Genomic DNA, 20,434 nt, shown 5'->3' on the forward strand with positions numbered 1-20,434 from the left:
CGAACCACAACACGTGTGTGTTGCCCGCTCCTCGAAGCGTCATGTCCATCCTCGACGACGCCCGGGCCGTCATCGCCAACGGTCCCGTCTGCGATGCCTGTCTCGGTCGTGTCTTCGCCGATCGGAGTTTCGGTCTCACGAACGACGAGCGCGGCCACGCCCTCCGGGTCGCGAGCGCACTCGACGCCGACGACCCCTTCGATCCCTCCGAGGGACCGGATACGTGCTGGGTCTGTGAGGGCGAGTGCGGCCGGTACGACGCGTGGGCCGAGCGCGCGGTCGACGCCCTCGACGGGATCGAGTTCGCGACCTACCAGGTTGGAACACGCGTTCCGCCACTGATCGAGGAGAACGATCGGCTGCTCCGCGAGGACAGCGGCTTGCCCCCCGACGCGGGCGAGTCGTTCAAATCCGCCCTCAATCGCGAGGTCGGCAAGCGGGTGGGCGAACACACGGGCACCGAGGTCGATTTCGAGCGCCCGGACGTGCTCGCGCTCGTCAATCTCGAACGCGGCGATGTGGACGCACAGATCAATCCCGCGTTCGTCTACGGTCGGTATCGCAAGCTCGACCGCGACATCCCCCAGACCGAGTGGCCGTGTCGAGAGTGCGGTGGTGGCGGCACCCAGCTCGCCGCCGACGGTGGGACCGAGCCCTGCGATCACTGCGGCGGCAGCGGCTATCTCTACGACGAGAGCGTCGAGGAGCTGACCGCACCCGTCGTCGCGGACGCGATGGAGGGTGTGGATGCGGTGTTCCACGGTGCCGGCCGCGAGGACGTCGACGCGCGCATGCTCGGTACCGGTCGCCCGTTCGCGATCGAGGTCAAGGAGCCACACCACCGCGAGATCGACGCAGCGGATCTCGAAGCCGCGATCAACGACTTCGCCGACGGCACGGTCGAAGTCGAGGGACTCCGGCGCGCGACCCACCGGATGGTCGAGCGCGTGAAGGAACTCGACGCGCACAAGACCTACTCGATGGCCGTGGAGTTCGCGGAGCCGGTCACGGCGTCGGCACTTGCTGACGCGCTCGTCGCTCTCGACGGCGCGACGATCGCCCAGAACACTCCCGAGCGCGTCGACCACCGTCGGGCGAGTCGCACCCGCGAGCGCACGGTGTACGAGATCGACGGTGAGCTCGACCCCGACCGCGACGGCGACACCGACGACGGGGACGGCGCGCGTCACGCGACGGTCGAACTCCGTGGCGAGGGCGGGCTCTACGTCAAGGAACTCGTGAGCGGCGACGGCGATCGGACCGAGCCGAGCCTCGCGGGGCTGCTCGGGATCGACGCCACCGTCACGGCGCTCGACGTCCTCGCGGTCGAGGGCGAGGACGAACCGTTCGCGACGGCCGAGTACGTGATCGGCGCGGACGGAGACGAACCCGACGCGGACGAGCACACGGACGACGGCGAAAGCGAGTCTCGGCGGAACGGTTAAGAGCGCTCGTACCGTGGCGCGTGTGGGGTGTCAACCCATGTGTCATCACAGGAGCACGGACTCCGTGCGGCTGTACGAGGACACCGAAGAACGCGAGGACGAGACGACACCGGAGTGGGCCGACGAACCCGACGAGGAGACGGAGGACGAACCGCTCGCGCCTGGCGTGGCCGACTGAGCCCGCCGAACCGACGCTCCGCATTTTTCGGCCACCGAGCGCCCGATCGGTCCTGCCGGTTCGACGGAACGAAGGGCCGAGATTTATGACCCTTCCTCGTCTCGATCGGCCATGATTCAGTGGCGACGGATCGACCACGTCCAGGTCACGATCCCTCCCGGGGAAGTCGACGCGGCGCGCGAGTTCTACGGCGAGGTTCTCGGGCTGACCCCGATCGAGCAACCCGATTCGTTCGGCGACACCGACACCACGTGGTATCGCGCGGGTGACGTCGAGATCCACCTCGGCGTCGAGGATTCCGACGAACAGTCCAGGCGACATCCCGCCTTCGAGATCGCGGACGTCGCCGCTGCGCGTGACCGGCTCGAAGCTCACGGTATCGAGACGGTCGACGAACCGCCGATTCCGGGTCGCGAGCGCTTCTCGTTTCGTGACCCGTTCGACAATCGGATCGAACTCCTCCAGCGAGCCTGACGGACGAAAGACGCTTCTCGCCGCCGCTCGGGACGGGTGCATGGAGCGTTCGTTCGGCGTCGACGAGGCCGGCCGCGGCCCCGTCCTCGGCTCGCTGTTCGTGGCGTGCGTCCGCGCCGACCCCGCCGCCCTCCCCGCGGGCATCGACGACTCGAAGCGACTCTCGCCAGGCCGCCGCGAGGCGCTCGCTGCCGACCTCCGCGACGACGACCGGATCGCGGTCGCGGTCCGGGAGGTCACGCCGACCGAAATCGACGCACCCGACACCGACCTGAACGCGCTCACGATCGAGGCAGGTGCGGCCGCGATCGATAGCGTGGCGAGCGTCGGGGCCGACGCCGAAGCGACAGCCGACAGGACGGCAGCCGATGCAGCCGGCGTGGTCGACGCCTGTGACACCGATGCGGAGCGGTTCGGGCGGCGCGTCCGTGAGGCCACGACCGCGGACGTCGAGATCACCGCCGAACACGGCGCAGATGAGAAATACGACCTCGTCGGTGCGGCGAGCGTCGTCGCCAAGGTCGCTCGTGACGCTCACATCGGGGCCCTCGCGGACGAACACGGCCCCGTCGGGAGCGGCTACCCGAGCGATCCCACCACCCGCGAGTTTCTCGCGAAGTACGTCCGCGAGCAGGGCGATCTTCCATCCTTCGCGCGTCGGTCGTGGAAGACGAGCCGCGAGGCGCTCGCGGCCGCCGAACAGTCGGCGCTCGCGGAGTTCTGAGCGATCATGAATCGTTAGTGAGCACGAGAACACAAACCGCGATTCCCGGCACAACTGATCGTCCGCACAGCACCGCAACTGTCCACACGCCTCCCCAACCAACTCCCTCGTTCGCTCGCTACGCTCGCCTCACTCGGTCATCCCTCGCGCGAGTCGTGCGTCTTCGACGCACTCCCGCGCGCCGACCGCGGTGACTGCCACGCTACACGCGCTCCTCTCCACTGGCCGTCCGGCGTCCGATAGCGACGCTGCGAACGGAATCCCTTTGCCGTCCCGCACCGGTTGGTCGGTCGAATGGAGTACGGTCTCGTCGCGCTGTGGTTCGTGGCCTACGCCCTCCTCGCCGTCGTGGGAGCGCCGATCGCCTCTCTCCTCTTCGAGCGCTTTCCCGACCGCGGCGCGACGTTCGCGCTCCCGATCTCGCTCGCGGTCCTCACGCTCGTCGCCTACTGGGTCGGTCACGCCAGGTTCGGCTGGGTCGCGGTCGGCGTCGCGGTCGCGGTCCTCCTCGTCGCGTCCGGTCTCGCTCTCCGCGCCGGCGGGTCGATCCACCTTCGTGGCCTCGCCGCTGCGATGGCGGTGTTCGGTGTCGCGTTCGCGTTCCTGCTCGCGATCCGGGCGGTCGATCCGGCGGTGCATCCCGGCGGCGGCGAGAAGTTCCTCGATTTCGGCCTGATCCAGACGGTGCTGCGCGCCGATCGCCTCCCGCCGGAGGACTTCTGGTTCGCGGGCGAGCGCCTCCGGTACTACTACGGCGGGTTCGTGATGACCGCGCTGCTCTCGATGCTCACGGACACGCCCGCACGCTACGCGTACAACCTCGCCCTCGCCGGGTTCTTCGCGTCGCTCGTGACCGCCGCCTACGGCCTCGCGGGCGCGATCGCCGCCTCTCACGGTCGCTCGCACCGCCTCGCGGGTGCGCTCGCGGCCCTCTTCGTCGGGATCGGCGGCAACCTCGCGACGCCCGGAAGGATGCTCCTCGGGGTTCTCCCCGACGATCTCGCCGCCCAGTACGGCCGCGTTTTCTTCGCTGGCGTCCGCGGCGTTCCCTACGAGGAGGCGCTCGCGAACCTCACCACTCCGAAGGAGTTCTCGTACTGGTACGGCCGGTACGTGATCGACGGGACGCTCAACGTCTTCCCACTCTGGTCCTTTCTCAACGGCGACCTGAGCGCGTTCATGATCGCGATGACGTTTCTCCTCGGCTGTGTCGCGCTCTCCTTCGCGTACTACCGAACCCCTGAGACCGCTCTCACCCGCCGGCGCGCGCTCGTCTTCGTCGCGTTCCCGCCCGCGGTGGGTCTGTGCGCACTGATCAGCACGTGGAGCGTGCCGAGCGCGGTCGGCGTGCTCTGGCTCTCGCTCGCCCTCGGTGACGCCCGCCCGGCGACGCTACTGCCCAGCGTGCTCGCCCGGCATCTCCCCACCTCGCCGGACGCTACGGCCGGTCCCGCCCGCCTTGCTCGGTTCCGACACGAACTCTCACGGACGGTCGTCGCGGCCGTGCTCGCGTGCGCCGGCGGCCTCGCGGGCGCGGCGCTCGCCTCGCCGTTCCTCCTCTTTCACCGGCCGGCAGTCCGCGGGGTCAAGTTCCTCCCGCCACGCAGCGGTCTCGGCGAGCTGTTCTTGGTCCACGGGGCCTTCCTCACGCTCTTCGCTCTCTACCTCGTCGCTCGCCGACCACGGTGGCTGCGAGCCCGACTCGCGCGCGCGCCGCCGAGAGCGCTCGCGATCACGGGCATCGCGAGCGTCGCGGTGTTCGCCGTACTCGGCCTGGTCGTGGATCTCGCGGCGGTCGCGCTCGCCGGCCCGTTCGTCGTCGCCGGCTGGGTGCTGTGTCGCACACGCGCCGATTCCTCGCGGGGGCCGGCGGATGCGACGGCGACCGAGCGGACGCGATCTCCCCATCGCTCCTCGTCCGGATCGGAGTCGCGGATTCTCGGTGGGGGCGGCCTCGTGGGCTACGAGACGGTGCTGATCGTCGCGGGTGCGGGCCTCGTGCTCGCGGTGGAGTTCGCGTACGTGAGCGCGGGCTCGATCACCCGCAACGTGCGCTGGAAGACCGTGTTCAAGGTGTACCTCCAGGTCTGGGTGCTCTGGGGCACCGCCGGCGGCGTCGCGCTCGCGTGGCTGCTCGCGGCAGCCAAGGACACGCTCGTCGGCGCGCTCGCCGATCGATCCGCGCCGCAACCACGCACCGCGCTCGCCGCTGGCCTCTCTATCCTCGCGATCGCGGCGCTCGTGGTCCCGGCCACCGGCACGTTCGCCGGGCTCGCGCTCGCGACGCACTTCGACGACCCGCCCGCGGAGTCCGCCGGCCTCGATCCCTCGCTCGACGCGACCCGGTTCGTCGACGTCTCCCGGCCGGCCCAGGCCGAATCGATCGCGTGGCTCGACAATCGCTCGGGCCAGCCGAACATCGTGACCGAGCCGGGCACCCGGATGTACACGTGGACGAGCGCGCCCGCGACCCTCACCGGCGTGCCGACCGTGATCGGGTGGCGACACGAGCGCGGCTACCGCGGCGCGGCGGCGTTCGAGGAGCGCGTCGCGGCCGTGAACACGATCTACACCGAACCGTGGTCCGAAGGCGCTCCCGTGATCGACGAGCACGACGTCCGGTACATCTACGTCGGCCCACCCGAGCGCGAGCGTTACGGCGACGTCCAGAACTACGCACGCCAGGCGAACGTCTCGGTCGCGTTCGAGAACAGCGCGGTGACGATCTACGCGGTCGATCCCGCTTTCGTCTGCGAACCTGAGGACACGAACTGCGATACCGGGTGAATCGCGACGGCGGTATCGAGTTGCGAAACTGCTTGCCGAGCAACCGCTGCGGATGGGACTGAAAGGGGCTGCCGGGGGCTTTCCGAAGCGGTTGCGATCGTCAGTGCTGTCGTCGTCGAGACCGCACTACTGCCGACACAAACGAGAACCGCAGGCCACGACCTCCCCAACCGATTCCTTCGCTCGCCACGCTCGCTCAGTCATCCACCGTCAGAGCTTCGCTCTGACGAGCCTGCGCTCGCTCCGCTCACGGCTCACTACGTTCGCCGTTCGCATCGAGGCGCTCCCGTTAGTCGCGCCTCGCACCGCTCGCGCAGACCTCGCGCGAGTCGCACGCCTCCGGCGTACTCCCGTGCGCCGACAGCAACAGCCAGACTCCCGCGATCGACCCCGCGCGCCGAAACGTTTCACTTCAGCCGTCGGTCACGAGGTTCCGGAGCACGTTGCCGTACGCCGGCCGCGTGATGAGGACCCCGATGAGCACGCCGACGATGGTGACGAGCGCGAACCCCTGGAGGTCACCGAGCGAGAGCACCGCGAGTGGGCTCATCGCGACGATGGTGGTGGCGGCGGCCGCACCGATGACCCACAGCGCCCGGCGGAACCGGCTCTTGAACACGCGGCCGGTCTTGACGTCGCTCTGGAGGATCTCGTCAGCGATGATCACGAGATCGTCCACCCCGGTGCCGATGACCGCGATGAACCCCGCGATGTGCGAGAGATCGAGCGCGAGCCCGATCGCGGACGCGAACCCGAGGAGGATGAACACCTCCGAGAGCGCGGTCACCACCATCGGCGCGGCCACCCGCGGATCGCGATACCGGATGAACACCGTGACCGCGACCGCGAGCACCGCGACCAGGCCCGTGACGAGCGAGAAGACTTTGAACCGCTCGGCGAGGCTCGGCAAGATGAACTGACTCGTCCCGGCGTCGAGGTTCAGCCGGGCGGGCAGCGCACCCGCCTGGAGGTCGACCCGGAGGTCCTGAGCCTCCGAGACGTTCGGCGCGGAGGTCTGGTACTCCGGCCGGTTCTCGAAGTCGCCGCTGGCGAACGACCGAGCGAGGTTGGGCACGACCTCGGCGGAATAGACCACCCGTCCGTCGACCACGGTGAGCAGGCAGTGACCTGTTCGGCTCTGCTGGAACTGACACGTGCTGTTTGCTGGGTCAGCGAAGCCGTACTGGCGCATGTCGGCCGCGAATGGCCCGGCGGCCTCGTCGGTCAGCGTCACCGGCACCACCGGCTGGCCGGCCTCGCCGCGCGTGACGGGGCTGATGGTCCCGAACCCCTCCTGGCTCTGGAGCACCGTGACGCTACAATACCCGTCCGGCACCGTCTCGTTCGACGTGGCGTTGTCCCAGCTATCAGGATTGCAGTACTCCGGCGTCCTGTTGCCCTCGACCGGGAAGTACGCCACCGTCGCCACCCGGCCCTGGTCGGCGACGAGATCCCGCACCTCCGAACGATTTTGATTCGGGACCTCGATCTGAATGTACTGCTCGCCCGCCGACTGCACTGTCTGGACTGTCCCGCCGGCGAGTCCCGCCTCGTTGACCTTGTTTTCGAGCGTGTTCACCGCCGTCTCGTAGGTCGTCTCGGTCACGCCCTCGCTGATGTCGCCGGCCGAGACGTCGAGCCCGGCCGACTGGAGCGCCCGCGCGAACTCCGCCTGGGAGACGTTGCCGGTGCCGTTCGCGGACTCCGGGCCCGTGACCCGCTCGGGGAAGACCTCGACGGTGGCGGAGCCGTTGCCGGTCCGGACCTGGACGTCGGCCGCCGAAACGTTGAGCGCGGTCGCGACCGCCTGGCTGGTGTTGGCCTGCTCGCCTGGCGCGACATCGACGCCCTCGGCGGTTAGCCCGACGAGCGGCGCGCGAATCTGTGTCCCGCCCGAGAGATCGAGCCCGAACTGGAGGTTGGTCGGGCCGTCGGCGGTCGGGGCCGTAGCGGTCGCGTTCGCCGCGCCGCCGCCGAGCGGGGGCGCGAACAGCGCGACCCCACCGGCGACCACGAACACGACGAGCAGGACGAGCCGCCAGTTCTCTCTGATCATCGGGCGATCCCCTCGTACTTGTACCACCGCAGCAGACTCACGTTCATCAGGTAGGTGTTCATCAGGTCGGCCGTGAGCCCGAACACGAGGACGATCCCGATGTCGGGCAGGAGCGGAATCCCCAGATACGTCGCCACGATCGCCATCACCGCCATCGCCGAGATCGACGTCAGCGTCATCGTCACTCCGGTGCGCATCGCGCGATACGTGCTCTCGTAGAAATCACCCCGTCGCCGGAGGATGTGATTGTTGAGAAGGATGTCGGAGTCGACGCTGTACCCGATCAGCATGAGGAGTGCGGCCACCGTCCCGAGTGAGAGCTTGATCCCGACGAGGTTCATCAGCGCGAGCGGGATCACGATGTCCGAAAACGCCGACAGCACCACCGCGACCGAGGGCACGAACGTCCGGAACATCCCGAACACGAGGAGCGCCATCCCGACGAACGCCACGCCGAGACCGATCAGTCCGAGCCGCTGGGTCTCGGCGCTGAAGCTCGCCGACGTCCCCTGCACCGATTCGACCGTGTAGCCCGCCTGCTCGGCACTCTGTCGGATCGCGTCGGTGTCGGTCGACTGGAAGGTGACGACGTAGCTCTCCTCGCCGCGGACCTGACGCGTCGATTCGTCCTCGATGGCGAAGGCGTCCTCGATGGCGACGTCGGAGCCGGCGGTCGAGATCTGGATCTCGGTGCCGCCGGTGAAGGCGATGCCCGGCGTCACCGGTGCGCCGGTCACGACGTACCACCCGACGAGCACCACCAACGCGAGCGCGAGCACCGCCAGCGGGATCGCCGCGAGCTGACGGTTCGAATAGTCGGGATACTCCACGTCCGGCACGTCGAACGCAACCATGTCCTGCGGTGCGGAACGCCTCCGAATAAGCCTTGGTATATCGCCACCGACCGCCCCGCTGTGGCACGTCCAGTCGAGTCACGACTACCGCCGCCGTCCCACGAGCGCGACGACGGCGAGGGCCACGACGACCCTACCAACGATCCCGAATCCGGGACCGTTCGACGATGTCGTCTCGGCCCGTGTTTCGGTCAGACAGGACGACGCTTGGGTGTAGAAATTGATCGTCTGGCCTCCGGTGGCCTCGAACGCGAAGAAATCCACGACGCTCCCTCGGTTCACGTGATCGACTCCGGGTTCCGATCCCCCTCGAATACGATTTCTGTCGTCGTGACACTCCTCGATCCCGCTAGGGCATGTAGCGAACGCTCACCACGCCGTCCTCGGTGTCGGCGCGGACTTCGACGCGCTCGACGCCGAGGTCGGCCGCACGCACCAGGGTCGCCTCGTCGTCGAGTACGTCCGCGATCGCGTCCTCGACCTCCTTCGGTGGTACGGTGAGCACGTGGATTTCACCGATGCCGGCCCGTTCCCGCCGGGTGAGATCACCCTCGTTTTGGCCGGCCGCGATCTCGCGTTCCTGTGTCGTGGGTGGCTCCGAACTCCGCTCCGTGGTCAGCGATCGACGGTCCCGGATCTCGCGGAGTTCCCACGCCACGTCGAGTGGCGGTTCGGGCGCGATGGTCGCCTCGATCGCGTCGTCTGGCGACAGTGCGCCCCCTCCTTCCGATCCGTCGCCGGCGAGGTCCGAGTCCGCGTCGAGTGTGGGGTTCGTGGCGAGCGTGTGGACCTGACCGTCCGCGGTGTCTTTCAGCACCGCGGAATCGTCGTCGGCGTGCGTGACGAGAAAGGTTCCCTGCTTTGCCATACCGTCGTCTCGGCCGCCGACGGATTGAGGCTTTCCGGTCGCGTCGCGGGTTCGCGCGGCGGCCGTCGTCACTTCGTCAGCCGGTGGGCGAGGGCGATCAGCCCCGCGGCGAGCACCGGCGGAACGAGGCCGGCGAGCTGTGGGAGCCCGTAGAAGAACTCGACGATCGGGACGAGGATGTCGATGGTCGTCCGGACGATCGGAAGCTGGACACTCCCGATCGTGTTCCCGCCGAGCACGATCGCGACCGGCTGTGGCGGGGTCTGCTGTGCGGGCGGTACCGAGATCAGGAGTCCGAGATACAGCGAACCGAGAAAGGCGAAGCCGGCGAGCCCGAGCGCCCCGTCGTAGCGTTTCGTCGACCCCTCGCGGCGGTGTCGCCGCGCGACGAGGAGGAGGGGCGCGAGTATCGGCCCGACGACGAACAGCCCGACCACCACGTAGAACGCTCGCGAGAGCGTCAGCGACCCCCCGCCAGTACCGGTCGCGGTCGCGCCGAACACCACGACGAGCGCGAGCGTCATCAGCACCGTCACGGCGACGGCCGCGAGCGTGCCGATCACGACGTACCCTCTGAAGAGCCGGGAGCGACTCGCGCGGAACGCGTACGGGATCGCGGTCAGGAGCCCCGAGTACGTCGTTTCCTCCGACCCTCCGGCCTCGCCGATCCCACCACTTCCGTCGGCGTCCTCCACCGTCCCGGAGCGGTCGGCCATACCCAAACTGGGACGGCCGGGCGATTAAGCGCCGCGGTCGACAACGACTTTACCCCGGCGCGAACCACTCTTCGCATGCAAATCGACATCGGCAACGCGCTCGCCGCCGAGGCCAGGCCGGGGATCTCACGCGACGCACTCGACCGGCTCGACGACCGCGTCGCGACCTGCCACGACCGGATCGCGAGCGGCCGCGAGGCGGGCGAATTCGGCTACGCCGCGCTGAACCTTCCCGAAACCACCGATCCCGACGCGATCACCGAGGCAGTTTCGCCCCTCCAGGGGGCCGAACACGTCCTCGTGGTCGGCATCGGCGGCAGCGCGCTCGGTGCGGCCACGATCGCCGGCGCGCTCGGCGACTCCAGGGTTCACACCCTCGACAACGTCGACCCCGCCCACGTCTCGCGCGTCCTCGAATCGCTCCCGCTCGAAGATACCGTCGTGAACGTGGTTTCGTGCTCGGGGACCACCGCCGAGACGCTCGCGAACTTCCTCGTGGTCCGCGAGGCGTACGAGGAGTCGGGCGTCGACTGGACCGATCGGACGGTGGTGACGACCGGCGAATCGGGCCCGCTCCGGGAGTTGGCCGACGCTCACGACCTGCCCGCACTCCGCGTTCCCGACGGCGTGCCGGGTCGCTTCTCCGCGCTCTCGACTGTGGGTCTCGTCCCGGCGGCGATCCGCGGTCACGACATCGAGGCCGTGATCGACGGTGGCCGGCGCGCAGCCGATCTCTCGGGGTCGCTGTTCGAGACACCTGCCTACGCCTACGGTGCGATCGCGTACGCGCTCGACATGCGGGGTGCGGCGGTCAACGCGATGATGCCGTACGCCGAGTCCTTGGAGCCGTTCGCGGAGTGGTTCGCCCAGCTCTGGGCCGAGAGTTTGGGGAAGGACGGCCTCGGCCAGCTTCCCACCCGGGCGCTCGGCGCGACCGACCAGCACTCCCAGCTCCAGCGCTATCGTGCGGGCCCCGCGAACACGCTCGTGACGCTGGTCCGCCCGCGAGAACGACCCGACCGCGAGATACCGGCGACCGACCGCGAAGAACTCGCCTACCTCGGTGGCACGGACCTCGGCGACCTGCTCGACGCGGAGTTCGACGCCACCGAGGCGAGCCTCGCGGCCGCCGACCGGCCCTCGGTGCGGATCGAACTCGACCGGCTCGACGAGCGGGGGATCGGCGAGTTGCTCTACACGATGGAGACCGCGTGCGTGCTCGCGGGCGAACTGTACGGGATCGAGACGTTCACCCAGCCCGCGGTCGAGTGGGGCAAGCGCGCGGCACGCGGGCTGCTCGGCGGCGGCGAGTTCGCGGAGGCCGACGCGGTGGCCGAGAAGACCGAACTCGTGATCGAGTGATCGACCGCTGACCCATCGGGACCGGAGGACGTATTCGGCCGGCGTCCCAACTCCACCCAACGCATGGCGTCGGATCACCGCGAATCTGCGGGCGTCGACGGACAAAGCGCGCTCCTCGATCTCCTGTCGGCGATCGCAGTCATCGCGCTCGCCGTTCTCCTCGGCAGCGTCGCCGCGTCGCTTGCGGCCACCGTGCTCGTCGAGATGGGGATCGCCGGGTTCGATACTACGCTCAACTACGTCGCCCGCTCGATCGCCCAGTTCGTCGGGTTCGGGATCGCGGTCGCTGCCTACCTCTCGCTCGCCGACGCGTGGTCGGTGTTGCGCGCTCGATCGCTCGATCTCCGGAGCGCCGCCTGGATCGCCGGCGGCGTCGTCACCCTTCTGGTCGTTTCGACCGGTGTCAGAGCCATCCTCTCGCAGTTCGGGATCGTACCCGCCACGAACCAGGTCATCGCGATGGGCCGCGAGAACCCGGCCCTCTTCCTCTACATGATCCCGGTCACGCTGCTGTTCGTCGCGCCCTTCGAGGAACTCGTCTTCCGGGGAGCCGCCCAGGGGTTGCTCCGGCGGGCATTTGGGCCGGCGCTCGCGATCGCGATCGCGAGCGCGCTGTTCGGGGCGGTCCATCTGATCGCGCTCATCGGTGGCGGCACCGGCCAGCTGGCGTACGTCGTCGTCGCGGCGCTGCTCGGCGTGATCCTCGGTGGGATCTACGAACGCACGAAAAACCTCGTCGTGCCGATCGTCGTCCACGGGCTCTACAACACTACCCTGTTCGCGATTCAGTGGGTTGATGCGACCGGGAGCGCGACTGCGCTGCTGTAGCCCGGATACCGGTTCGTCGTGGCTACGAGGGGTTCTTCCGTGCGAGATCGCTGCCGCAGATCGGGCAGCGCTCCTTGTTCTCGTCGAACTCGCGGCCACAGCCCGCACACTGGAAGTCCCAGTCGCGCTCCTCGGTGATCCCCTCGCGCGCGATGAGTTCGATTCGCACGTCGAGGCGCTCGGCGACGTTCTGCATCGCGTAGTCGTCGGTGACGAGTCGGGCGTCGAGCTCGAACGCCGCCGCGAGGAGCCGGACGTCGGTGGTCGAGAGCTCCGCCGCGTCGCCGCTCTCGCGGGCGGTGCGTTCGACCCGTTCGACCACCGCCTCCTCGGGGACGTGGATGTACATTCCGCCGCCTTCGAGCGCGTCGAAGCGGTAGGCGCTCTCGCCGTCGAGCTCGGCCTCGACCGCGGGGATCGTCGCGATGTCTCCGTCGGCGTCGTACTCGTGGATGAACGCCGAGGCGTCTAAGAGTTCCATCACCGACCGACGACGATGTGGTCTTTGACCGCCTGGACGCTGCCGATCGGGACCGTGTATCGCCCCTCGTCGTCGCGGTCGAGATCGATCTGTGCGTCGGTGTCGTTTCTGGGGGTGATCACGAGATCGTGCAGCCGCCCGGTCTCGGTGTCGACCGTCATCGTCGAGAGCGTGCCGAGCTCGGTTCCGTCCGAGCCCATCACGGCCTTGTCGAGCAGGTTCCGCGCGAGTACGTCCGGCATACCCGGCCTACCGGGGGCCGTCACTATAAACACCACGGAGGCTCCGGGTGGCGACGGTGCGGTCGCTGCGGTCTCACGACCCGCGTGACGACGAACTTAACTGCGGCCGTCGGCTGTATCACACAACGAGTTTCTCTCGGGTGAGATTGGATGTCTGAGACACACACGGACGCCGACGCGGCCGACGCCACTGGTGAGACGCTTCGAACACCGATCGTGGCCGTGCTCGGCCACGTCGATCACGGCAAGACCAGCCTGCTCGATCGGATCCGGGGATCGACGGTGATCGACGGCGAGGCGGGCGCGATCACCCAGCATATCGGCGCGACTGCCGTCCCCCTCGAAACGGTCTCCGAGATCGCGGGCTCGCTGGTCGACCCGACCGATTTCGACCTTCCCGGCCTGCTCTTTATCGACACGCCGGGCCACCACTCCTTCTCGACGCTGCGCTCCCGCGGGGGCGCGCTCGCCGACATCGCGATCCTCGTGATCGACGTCAACGACGGGTTCCAGCCCCAGACCATCGAGGCGATCGACATCCTCCAGCGGACCGAGACGCCGTTCGTCGTGGCGGCGAACAAAGTCGACACGACGCCGGGCTGGAATCCACAGGAGAACACCCCGATCCAGCAGAGCTACGACGCCCAGTCCGACCGCGCGCGCTCGACGCTCGACGAAAACCTCTACGACCTCATCGGCGATCTCTCGGATCACGACTTCTCGGCGGACATGTACTGGCGGGTCCAGAACTTCGCCAACAACGTCGGCGTCGTCCCGGTCAGCGCCGAGACTGGTGAGGGCGTTCCCGACCTCTTGACTGTCCTCATGGGCCTCTCCCAGCGCTACCTCAAGGACGCGATGGCGATCGATGTCGACGGTCCCGGTGCGGGAACGGTCCTCGAAGTCAAGGAGCAGAAGGGGTTCGGGACGGCGATCGACGTGGTGCTCTACGACGGGACCGTAAAGGCGGACGACACGATCGTGGTCGGCGGGACGGGCGATCCGATCGTAACCGACGTGCGCGCGCTGCTCCAGCCGCGGCCGCTCGCCGAGATCCGTACCGAAAAGCGGTTCGAGGAGGTCGAGTCGGTGACCGCGGCAGCGGGGCTGAAGATCGCCGCGCCCGACCTCGACAGTGCGATGGCGGGCGCACCAGTCCGGGTGCTCAGAAACCAGCAGCGCGAGGCGGTCACCGAGGAGGTCGAGGCCGAGCTCGCCGCGCTCGGCGTCACCACCGAGGAGCAGGGTGTCGTGGTCAAGGCCGACACATTGGGGAGTCTGGAAGCGGTCGCAGACGCGCTCGACGAGGCCGAGATCCCGATCGTGCGCGCCGAGGTCGGCGACGTCGCGCCGCGCGACGTCACGGTGGCGAGCACCGCCGACGAGGAGCGCCACGAGACCGTGATGGCGTTCGGGGTCGACGTGCTCGACGACGCCGCCGAGCGAGCCGAAAACGAGGGCGTCAGGCTCTTCGAGAGCGACGTGATCTACCGCCTCGTCGAGGAGTACGAGGAGTTCATCGCAGAGCGCGAGCGCGCCCAGCAGGACGCGATCCTCGACAACATCGCCCGACCCGCGAGATTCCGGCTCCTCCCGGATCACACCTTCCGCCAGAACGATCCCGCCGTGGTCGGCGTCGAAGTCATGACGGGCACGCTGAAGCAGAACTCGCGGGTGGTGAACTTCGAGGGCAACCAGCCCGAGCGCCTCGGTCAGGTCAAGGGGATTCAGGAGCAGGGTGAGGACGTCGACCAGGCCCGCGCGGGCGAGCGCGTCAGCGTCGCCATCGACGGTCCCACGGTCGGTCGCCAGATCGAAGAGGGCGACGAGCTGTGGTCGGAGATTCCCGAAAAACACGCGAAAGTGCTGGAACAGGAACTCACCGACGACATTCCGGCCGACGAACTCGAAGCGCTCCACGTCTATCTCGACAAACACCGCCAACGCGACCCCTTCTGGGGGAAGTAGCTCGGGTTGCACACGCAGTAATAATATTTAATTAGCCGGCGCGAGTCAGCACCGAGTGAACGATGACTCGCTCCAGCCAGCACGGCGACACGGATGGGTCGGTCGTCGAATTCGTCCACGAGCGCCGACCGACGGTCGCGCCAGCGGATCTCGTGCTCCTCGTCCTCCCCGCGCTGCTCGTCGCGGGCTGGGCCGCTGGCGTCGTGTCGAGCGCGTCGCTGTCGGCGGCGCTCGCGGTCGCGATGGTACCCGCACTCGCCACGCTCGGCTACGCGCTGTTCTACGATCCGCCAAGTGGAGCGTACGCGAACTGAGCTTTCGTTGCTGTCGGTCGGCAGTAGTGGAGGCGGTTCATACTCATCCTGTGCCACAGCGCCCTCGATTGCCGAATCGTACCCGCTGTCTTCTCACGATAGTCCGGGAATCGTTGATAACACTCGATAGAGAGCGAAACTCACCGCGCCTGCACCGAGCATCGACCCGACCCAACTCACGACCGTATAGCCGGTTTTTCGTGGCGAAAAGTCGCCACTCCCGGGCCGTGCAGCGAGTCCGGCCCCGATGATGCTCGAAATCATGACCTTGTTGAACGAGATGGGGATACCGAACACGATGGCGAGTTGTGCCATCAGAAACGCCGGAACGAGCGCCGCGATCGAGCGGCGCGGGCCGAGCGTGGCGTACTCAGTGGAGACGGCCTGAACCAACCGTGGTGCGCCCGTCCACGCGCCGACGAGAATCCCGGCACCGCCAAGCAACAGCAGGTACACCGTCGGGAACCCGAGGTTTCCGGAGAACACCGTTTCGAGCGGGCCGGTAGCGAGACCGACCTGCGTCCCGCCGCTCGTGAACGTCACGAGGAGGCCGAGGACAATCAGAAATCGTTGCATTCCGGATTCGAGCGATCGCCGGAGCGACCGTCGGACCAGCACGAACGCGACCACTCCAAACAAGAGGCTCACGCCACCCATCGTGAGGGTGTACGATCCAAGCGAGACCGGCGTGGTGAGTCCCGCGGTGGCCGCGAGATACCGCGCCAGCGTCCCCTGCTCGCCGGCACCGCCCGTCGGAATCACCGAGAGTCGGATGTTCGCTATGGCAAAGCCGACGAAGCCGGCGACGAAGGGGATGCTGGCCGACTCGGGCACGCGCTCGTATCTCAGGACGGTAGCGATGACGAATCCGAGCACCCCCTCCACGACGACGATAGCGGCCCAGAACCCGAGGATTTTCGCGTATTCGGCGGTAGCGAGACTGCCGCCGAGAGCGAGACCGACGCCCACCACGGAACCAGTGACCGTGAACGCCGATGGGATCGGGTAGCCCCTGAACACGCCAAGCGAGATGAACGTCGCCGCAGTGAGCAGGGCAGCGGCGGCGAGCGGCGTGATCCGTGTCCCGTGAATGAGGTTTCGCCCGACCGTCTCCGAGATGCTCCCGCCTTGCACCACCGCCCCGAGACTGGCGAACAGACCCACGAGCAGCGCCGCCCGCATGACTGGCAGCGAATCGGCCCCAACAGCGGGTGCGAGCGGTGGCGAGTTGCTGTTCGCCCCGATGGTCCACGACATGAACAGCGCCGCAACGAGCGCAATCCCGACGAGCAGCAGTTGGTTGGCCATCCCGCGTCCGATTAGGGACGACCGCGATCGTGTTCGGATTTTGCGGAGATTCAGTGGCTTCGACCGGAGCGCTGACTGTCATCTATTCGGCGGTTTGTGTCGAGACGGTTCAATCCTCATATTTGCTCGCGAGGATTGCTACCGATGCCGTTCTTTGTGAAGTGTATCGACGGAATCGCGGATGGTACGTGGAGATCATCGTCGCCGAACCCGAGACACGACCCGAACTCTTCTTCTCGGCTCGCTTCTTTCACCCCCAATGGATTTCGAGATCAGCAGCGACGACTTCGATGAGATCGAGGAGCGATTGATGGAAGTACAGCGGCGCATTGCGGAGTTTCGAGCGGGAACGAAGGTCAGTCTCGCCGAGTTCTTCGCACCGACGCTCATGCGGGAACATACCCAGTTCGAATCGTTCGCGCAATTCCGCGATGACTGCCCTCGAAACCCGAACACAGGCGAGGAACTAGCAGCAATTCCCGACGAGGTGCTCGACCCGTTCGCAACGGAGACGACGGAGTTCGAGTCGTGGCAGGCGATGCAGAACCGGGCCGCACAGGAAGAGATCATCAGTCAACTCACCTTCTGATCCGTCTCCAGTTCATCCTGCTCGATAGCAGAATTACTCTGGTACATCCGGTGCGATGTCGCTGAAAACGCTGATACGGACCGTGAATCATCCGGTAGGGCTCGTCGATCCGTGGGCCGTGGCCTCGCAGTCAGCGGCGGCCCCGCTGATCGGTCCGCTCTCGGGAAAGATAGAGCGGCGCTATCCTCAGTGTGAGCGGCCCCACTGTGCAGAGATTGCGGCCGAACGTTCTCGAAAGAAGGCCACACGAGCGTGGTGTCGACCCAAATTACTTCCTTGGTTCCTGTAGATGAGACCAGGTATGCGTTTAATTTATATAACTAGAGTATTGGATTGTGTCATGTGACCGAATCAAAGACGACAAATCCGAATGGAGATACACGAAACCGTCGACAGGCCGGTTTGGACGCCGGTACCCTCCACAAATCGGGTATCGTGTTCGTATTCACAGTCCTCTTGGCTCTGTTCGCCGTCGTTCGTCTCCCCGCTTCGGTCGTGGTTCTCTGGGACGCAAGCGGGAATTCGGTAGTCACGCTGTCTACACCGACGGCTGTCGCTTCGGTGCTGGTTGTTCAGGTGATCCTCCTTGGCGTATTCGCCATCGCGCCGCGGGTCAACAGAATCGAGAAAACGGTAGCGTCGGTTCGCGATGCGTATCAGTGGACTGCCTTCGCACTGGTGAGTCTCGTGTTGCTCGTCTTCGCGACGATCGTCGCGTGGAATAGCGGTCTGCAGTTCGGCGGTGGACAGCCTCTCTCGACGCGGATCGGGGCGCTGGTTGTCGCTATCCTGCTGTACAGTGGTTCGAAAGCGTTGCCGGTCCTCGAACAGAACCGGTTGGTCGGAATCCGCTCGCCGTGGACGATGAGCGACGAGACGGTCTGGAACCGGACCCACGATCACGCAGTTCCGTTCTTCAAAATCATTGCCGTCATCGCGGCCCTCGCCGCCGCCGCTCCGTCGGTGATAGTCGCTCTCGTACTCATCGTCGTCCCGTTCCTCTCGGTGCTCGGGTATCTGTACTACTACTCGTATCGTCTCTACGATGGGTGAGACGCGGTTCCCGGACGCCGCTCACGCATCGGTGCCGGACACCGTGTCCGTGAGGCGGCCAGCCGTGATTCGAGACCGTCTCTTGTTTCGTGGACATCCGGGACGATCCGACCAGCCGTCGAAAGCGGTCGGTGTCGTCGTCGCTGGGCCAGCGTGGTCGGAGCACCTACTGATCGTCGGATCGGCGTACCCTCCATGCGAGCAAGCCGTCCCCCGACTCACGGCGACGCTGGCAAGTGACCGCGTACGGAACCAGTCCGGCCCCGTCGGTACCCGGCGTCTCTCCAGCCGAACATGGCGAAAACCGGACGTCACAGGGGCCGATACGACGACCGGCACTGCCGACCACGCGGTGACGTGCTCACGTCGCCGGGAGGATGTCCTCGGTATCAAACCGGGTCGTTACCCAGTAGCCACAGATCGCGATCAGACACAGAATCGAGACGATCGAGGCCAGTGAGAACAGGAGCAGATTCAGATTGGGGAACAGATTAACGAGAATAGTCAACGCTAGACCGGGGATGATTCCGACGGCGCTAAACAGATCTTGAACGCCATCGGACAGGTCGCCACCAATTCCCATCGACCCGAGGATGACGACGAGATTCGCCCAGATAGCAGTCGGGAGCGGGAGGAGAAACGCGGGAAGAAGTGTCGCGTTCAGCTGGGAACCGAGCTGTGCGCCCATCGAGAGGAGCACAGCGATCGGAATCCCGAGTGCGACCAGGGCGAACGAGAACACCTGTAGCAAGGTGACGAGGGTCGTCGACACCAGCAGCGAGTTGAACACCTGTCGCTCGTGGTACGGGGAACTGAGCAAGAGCTCGAACTGGCCACTGGAGATCAGATTTCCCGCCATGCGCTGCCCGGTGTTCACTCCCAGCACACTCGAGAACGTCGCGAGGAGGTACGGTCCCTGGATCAGAAACAGCGCCAGCGCGAAGGCGTACTCGCTGTTTTGCGTTTCGAAGTAGAGTCCCACGAGTCGCTGGACGCTCCGTCTCGTCGTCGGCGTCACCGATCCCGGAGAACCGATACTCACCACGGTGATCCCCCCAAACACCACGGCCAAAAACAGCGGCATGGCGAACAGTTTGAGCCGCCGGGAGTGCAGTTGCTGCCACACCAGCGCCTCCGAGAGGTCGATCGTTTCGGTTTCGTTACTCATAGTTCGCCTCGATGTTCTTGTACAGTGATTTGACGGAGTTCTCCATCATCTTCACCTCTCGAACGTTGATGCCGTCTCGTGCGAGCCTCGTGACGAGATCGCTCATCTCGGTCTCCGGTCGCTTGGTCACGACCACGTACGAATCTTCGACCGCCGGTTCGTAGCCCTCGCTCTCGAGGGCCTGGCGAGCTGCATCGGTATCGACAGCCTCGAAACCGATGGTCGGTCGTTCGAAGGCGCGGTCACGGACCTCCTCGATGCTTCCGTCGAACACCAGTTGGCCGTCCCGCATTATGAGCAGACGTTCCGCCAGGTCGTCTGCCTCGTTCAGGTCGTGGGTCGAATAGATGACCGTCTGTGTCTTGCCCAGCTGATCGAGATAGGAACGGATATCCTGTGCGATCATCGGATCGAGTCCGGTCGTCGCCTCGTCGAGAAACAACACTGACGGGTCCGGAAGGAGCGCCTGTCCTATCGATGCACGCTGGGACTGCCCACGGCTCAACTCGCCAGCGTTACGATCCAAAAGTTCGCGGAAATCGAATCGGTCCGCCAGCTGCTCGATCCGGTCGGAGACAGTTTCCGTCGGGAGGTTCTGTACCTTCCCCCAGAACCTGAGATTCTGCCGCACCGTCAACCCGGTGTTGAGAACCGGACGATGTGGGAGGTAACTCACGTCCCGTTTCACGCTCGCTTCTTCGTACGGGCTCCGCCCGTCGACCAAAACCGTGCCCTCGTCGGGCTCCAGAATCCCGCACCCACAGCGAAACAGCGTGGTCTTCCCGCAGCCGTTCGGGCCGAGGAGGACATTGAAGCCCCGATCCAACTCGAGAGTCACGTCGTCGAGGACGCGCAACGACTTGTATCCTGCCGTCACCGAAGAGTAAGCGATACCGGTCATCCGTATTTACTCCAGTCACGACGATCGTTCGCCGGAGCGATCGGATATCCGAACGTAGGCGGTGTTCCATCGACGCCTCCGGCTGGTCCGTTTCGTCTTCCGTGGGTCCGTGTTGTTG

Annotated in this window: 20 protein-coding genes; 10 read left to right on the forward strand and 10 right to left on the reverse strand. The window is 66.5% G+C overall.

Features of this window, described 5'->3' with window-relative positions; all coding sequences use genetic code 11:
• Window positions 1-41: 41 nt before the first annotated feature.
• From TX76_RS09420 to TX76_RS09435, 4 genes are all read left to right on the forward strand, one after another.
• On the forward strand, window positions 42-1,445 hold the full coding sequence (locus TX76_RS09420) for a tRNA pseudouridine(54/55) synthase Pus10 (protein WP_049901978.1): 1,404 nt from the start codon (window positions 42-44) through the stop codon (window positions 1,443-1,445).
• Between the two features lie 289 nt (window positions 1,446-1,734).
• Window positions 1,735-2,097: a VOC family protein gene (locus TX76_RS09425; RefSeq protein WP_049901981.1), complete on the forward strand. Its 363-nt coding sequence runs from the start codon at window positions 1,735-1,737 to the stop codon at window positions 2,095-2,097.
• Between the two features lie 40 nt (window positions 2,098-2,137).
• Window positions 2,138-2,821 (forward strand): ribonuclease HII, encoded by a 684-nt coding sequence (rnhB, locus tag TX76_RS09430; protein ID WP_049901983.1) that lies wholly within the window; start codon window positions 2,138-2,140, stop codon window positions 2,819-2,821.
• Between the two features lie 294 nt (window positions 2,822-3,115).
• Complete coding sequence (locus tag TX76_RS09435) at window positions 3,116-5,608, forward strand: DUF2298 domain-containing protein (RefSeq protein ID WP_049901986.1); 2,493 nt, start codon at window positions 3,116-3,118, stop codon at window positions 5,606-5,608.
• Window positions 5,609-6,020: 412 nt separating this feature from the next.
• On the opposite strand, the gene TX76_RS09440 is transcribed toward TX76_RS09435, so the two are convergent.
• From TX76_RS09440 to TX76_RS09460, 5 genes are all read right to left on the reverse strand, one after another.
• Window positions 6,021-7,664, reverse strand: coding sequence for a preprotein translocase subunit SecD family protein (locus TX76_RS09440; RefSeq protein ID WP_049901989.1), 1,644 nt, complete (start codon window positions 7,662-7,664; stop codon window positions 6,021-6,023).
• Window positions 7,661-8,518 (reverse strand): protein translocase subunit SecF, encoded by an 858-nt coding sequence (gene secF / locus TX76_RS09445; protein WP_049901992.1) that lies wholly within the window; start codon window positions 8,516-8,518, stop codon window positions 7,661-7,663. Before secF ends, TX76_RS09440 begins: the two co-directional genes overlap by 4 nt.
• Before the next feature lie 84 nt (window positions 8,519-8,602).
• Window positions 8,603-8,800, reverse strand: coding sequence for a hypothetical protein (locus TX76_RS09450; protein WP_049901995.1), 198 nt, complete (start codon window positions 8,798-8,800; stop codon window positions 8,603-8,605).
• 67 nt (window positions 8,801-8,867) lie between these two features.
• Window positions 8,868-9,386, reverse strand: coding sequence for a DUF5812 family protein (locus TX76_RS09455; RefSeq protein WP_049902208.1), 519 nt, complete (start codon window positions 9,384-9,386; stop codon window positions 8,868-8,870).
• 68 nt (window positions 9,387-9,454) lie between these two features.
• Window positions 9,455-10,102, reverse strand: coding sequence for a hypothetical protein (locus TX76_RS09460; RefSeq protein ID WP_049901996.1), 648 nt, complete (start codon window positions 10,100-10,102; stop codon window positions 9,455-9,457).
• Window positions 10,103-10,177: 75 nt separating this feature from the next.
• Here TX76_RS09460 and TX76_RS09465 point away from each other — a divergent pair, with 75 nt between their 5' ends.
• On the forward strand, window positions 10,178-11,464 hold the full coding sequence (locus TX76_RS09465; protein ID WP_049901998.1) for a hypothetical protein: 1,287 nt from the start codon (window positions 10,178-10,180) through the stop codon (window positions 11,462-11,464).
• Window positions 11,465-11,527: 63 nt separating this feature from the next.
• Entirely contained in the window at window positions 11,528-12,292 is a 765-nt protein-coding gene (locus tag TX76_RS09470; RefSeq protein WP_049902001.1) for a CPBP family intramembrane glutamic endopeptidase, read from the forward strand.
• 22 nt (window positions 12,293-12,314) lie between these two features.
• Here TX76_RS09470 and TX76_RS09475 read toward each other — a convergent pair whose 3' ends face one another.
• The gene (locus TX76_RS09475) at window positions 12,315-12,773 is read right to left on the reverse strand and encodes an NOB1 family endonuclease (protein WP_049902003.1); all 459 of its coding nucleotides are present in this window, start codon (window positions 12,771-12,773) and stop codon (window positions 12,315-12,317) included.
• Complete coding sequence (locus TX76_RS09480) at window positions 12,773-13,015, reverse strand: PRC-barrel domain-containing protein (RefSeq protein ID WP_049902006.1); 243 nt, start codon at window positions 13,013-13,015, stop codon at window positions 12,773-12,775. Before TX76_RS09480 ends, TX76_RS09475 begins: the two co-directional genes overlap by 1 nt.
• Before the next feature lie 150 nt (window positions 13,016-13,165).
• On the opposite strand from TX76_RS09480, the gene infB reads away from it, so the two are divergent.
• Together infB and TX76_RS09490 are read left to right on the forward strand one after the other, a co-directional pair.
• A complete protein-coding gene (gene infB / locus TX76_RS09485) occupies window positions 13,166-14,983 on the forward strand; it encodes a translation initiation factor IF-2 (protein ID WP_049902008.1) in 1,818 nt (605 codons plus the stop codon).
• 62 nt (window positions 14,984-15,045) lie between these two features.
• Window positions 15,046-15,297, forward strand: a complete 252-nt coding sequence (locus TX76_RS09490; RefSeq protein ID WP_049902011.1) for a hypothetical protein — start codon at window positions 15,046-15,048, stop codon at window positions 15,295-15,297.
• A 93-nt stretch (window positions 15,298-15,390) separates the two neighbouring features.
• Here TX76_RS09490 and TX76_RS09495 read toward each other — a convergent pair whose 3' ends face one another.
• Window positions 15,391-16,605 (reverse strand): inorganic phosphate transporter, encoded by a 1,215-nt coding sequence (locus TX76_RS09495; RefSeq protein WP_049902015.1) that lies wholly within the window; start codon window positions 16,603-16,605, stop codon window positions 15,391-15,393.
• A gap of 259 nt (window positions 16,606-16,864) precedes the next feature.
• Between TX76_RS09495 and TX76_RS09500 the strand changes: the two genes are divergently transcribed.
• The gene (locus tag TX76_RS09500) at window positions 16,865-17,194 is read left to right on the forward strand and encodes a hypothetical protein (protein ID WP_049902020.1); all 330 of its coding nucleotides are present in this window, start codon (window positions 16,865-16,867) and stop codon (window positions 17,192-17,194) included.
• A 342-nt stretch (window positions 17,195-17,536) separates the two neighbouring features.
• Complete coding sequence (locus TX76_RS09505; protein ID WP_195156035.1) at window positions 17,537-18,247, forward strand: SdpI family protein; 711 nt, start codon at window positions 17,537-17,539, stop codon at window positions 18,245-18,247.
• Window positions 18,248-18,608: 361 nt separating this feature from the next.
• Here TX76_RS09505 and TX76_RS09510 read toward each other — a convergent pair whose 3' ends face one another.
• On the reverse strand, window positions 18,609-19,415 hold the full coding sequence (locus tag TX76_RS09510; protein WP_049902026.1) for a hypothetical protein: 807 nt from the start codon (window positions 19,413-19,415) through the stop codon (window positions 18,609-18,611).
• On the reverse strand, window positions 19,408-20,316 hold the full coding sequence (locus TX76_RS09515) for an ABC transporter ATP-binding protein (protein ID WP_049902030.1): 909 nt from the start codon (window positions 20,314-20,316) through the stop codon (window positions 19,408-19,410). Before TX76_RS09515 ends, TX76_RS09510 begins: the two co-directional genes overlap by 8 nt.
• Between the last annotated feature and the right edge of the window lie 118 nt (window positions 20,317-20,434).

The organism is Halococcus agarilyticus (assembly GCF_000334895.1).
Taxonomy (GTDB): Archaea; Halobacteriota; Halobacteria; order Halobacteriales; family Halococcaceae; genus Halococcus; species Halococcus agarilyticus.

Excerpts from the sequence above, each read along its gene's own strand:
- TX76_RS09465 (WP_049901998.1), top strand. The coding sequence starts at position 10,178 with ATGCAAATCGACATCGGCAACGCGCTCGCCGCCGAGGCCAGGCCGGGG.
- TX76_RS09515 (WP_049902030.1), bottom strand. The coding sequence starts at position 20,316 with ATGACCGGTATCGCTTACTCTTCGGTGACGGCAGGATACAAGTCGTTG.
- infB (WP_049902008.1), top strand. The coding sequence starts at position 13,166 with ATGTCTGAGACACACACGGACGCCGACGCGGCCGACGCCACTGGTGAG.
- TX76_RS09470 (WP_049902001.1), top strand. The coding sequence starts at position 11,528 with ATGGCGTCGGATCACCGCGAATCTGCGGGCGTCGACGGACAAAGCGCG.
- TX76_RS09455 (WP_049902208.1), bottom strand. The coding sequence starts at position 9,386 with ATGGCAAAGCAGGGAACCTTTCTCGTCACGCACGCCGACGACGATTCC.
- TX76_RS09420 (WP_049901978.1), top strand. The coding sequence starts at position 42 with ATGTCCATCCTCGACGACGCCCGGGCCGTCATCGCCAACGGTCCCGTC.
- TX76_RS09480 (WP_049902006.1), bottom strand. The coding sequence starts at position 13,015 with ATGCCGGACGTACTCGCGCGGAACCTGCTCGACAAGGCCGTGATGGGC.
- TX76_RS09435 (WP_049901986.1), top strand. The coding sequence starts at position 3,116 with ATGGAGTACGGTCTCGTCGCGCTGTGGTTCGTGGCCTACGCCCTCCTC.
- rnhB (WP_049901983.1), top strand. The coding sequence starts at position 2,138 with ATGGAGCGTTCGTTCGGCGTCGACGAGGCCGGCCGCGGCCCCGTCCTC.
- TX76_RS09425 (WP_049901981.1), top strand. The coding sequence starts at position 1,735 with ATGATTCAGTGGCGACGGATCGACCACGTCCAGGTCACGATCCCTCCC.
- TX76_RS09460 (WP_049901996.1), bottom strand. The coding sequence starts at position 10,102 with ATGGCCGACCGCTCCGGGACGGTGGAGGACGCCGACGGAAGTGGTGGG.
- TX76_RS09440 (WP_049901989.1), bottom strand. The coding sequence starts at position 7,664 with ATGATCAGAGAGAACTGGCGGCTCGTCCTGCTCGTCGTGTTCGTGGTC.
- TX76_RS09490 (WP_049902011.1), top strand. The coding sequence starts at position 15,046 with ATGACTCGCTCCAGCCAGCACGGCGACACGGATGGGTCGGTCGTCGAA.
- TX76_RS09510 (WP_049902026.1), bottom strand. The coding sequence starts at position 19,415 with ATGAGTAACGAAACCGAAACGATCGACCTCTCGGAGGCGCTGGTGTGG.
- TX76_RS09500 (WP_049902020.1), top strand. The coding sequence starts at position 16,865 with ATGGATTTCGAGATCAGCAGCGACGACTTCGATGAGATCGAGGAGCGA.
- TX76_RS09475 (WP_049902003.1), bottom strand. The coding sequence starts at position 12,773 with ATGGAACTCTTAGACGCCTCGGCGTTCATCCACGAGTACGACGCCGAC.
- TX76_RS09495 (WP_049902015.1), bottom strand. The coding sequence starts at position 16,605 with ATGGCCAACCAACTGCTGCTCGTCGGGATTGCGCTCGTTGCGGCGCTG.
- secF (WP_049901992.1), bottom strand. The coding sequence starts at position 8,518 with ATGGTTGCGTTCGACGTGCCGGACGTGGAGTATCCCGACTATTCGAAC.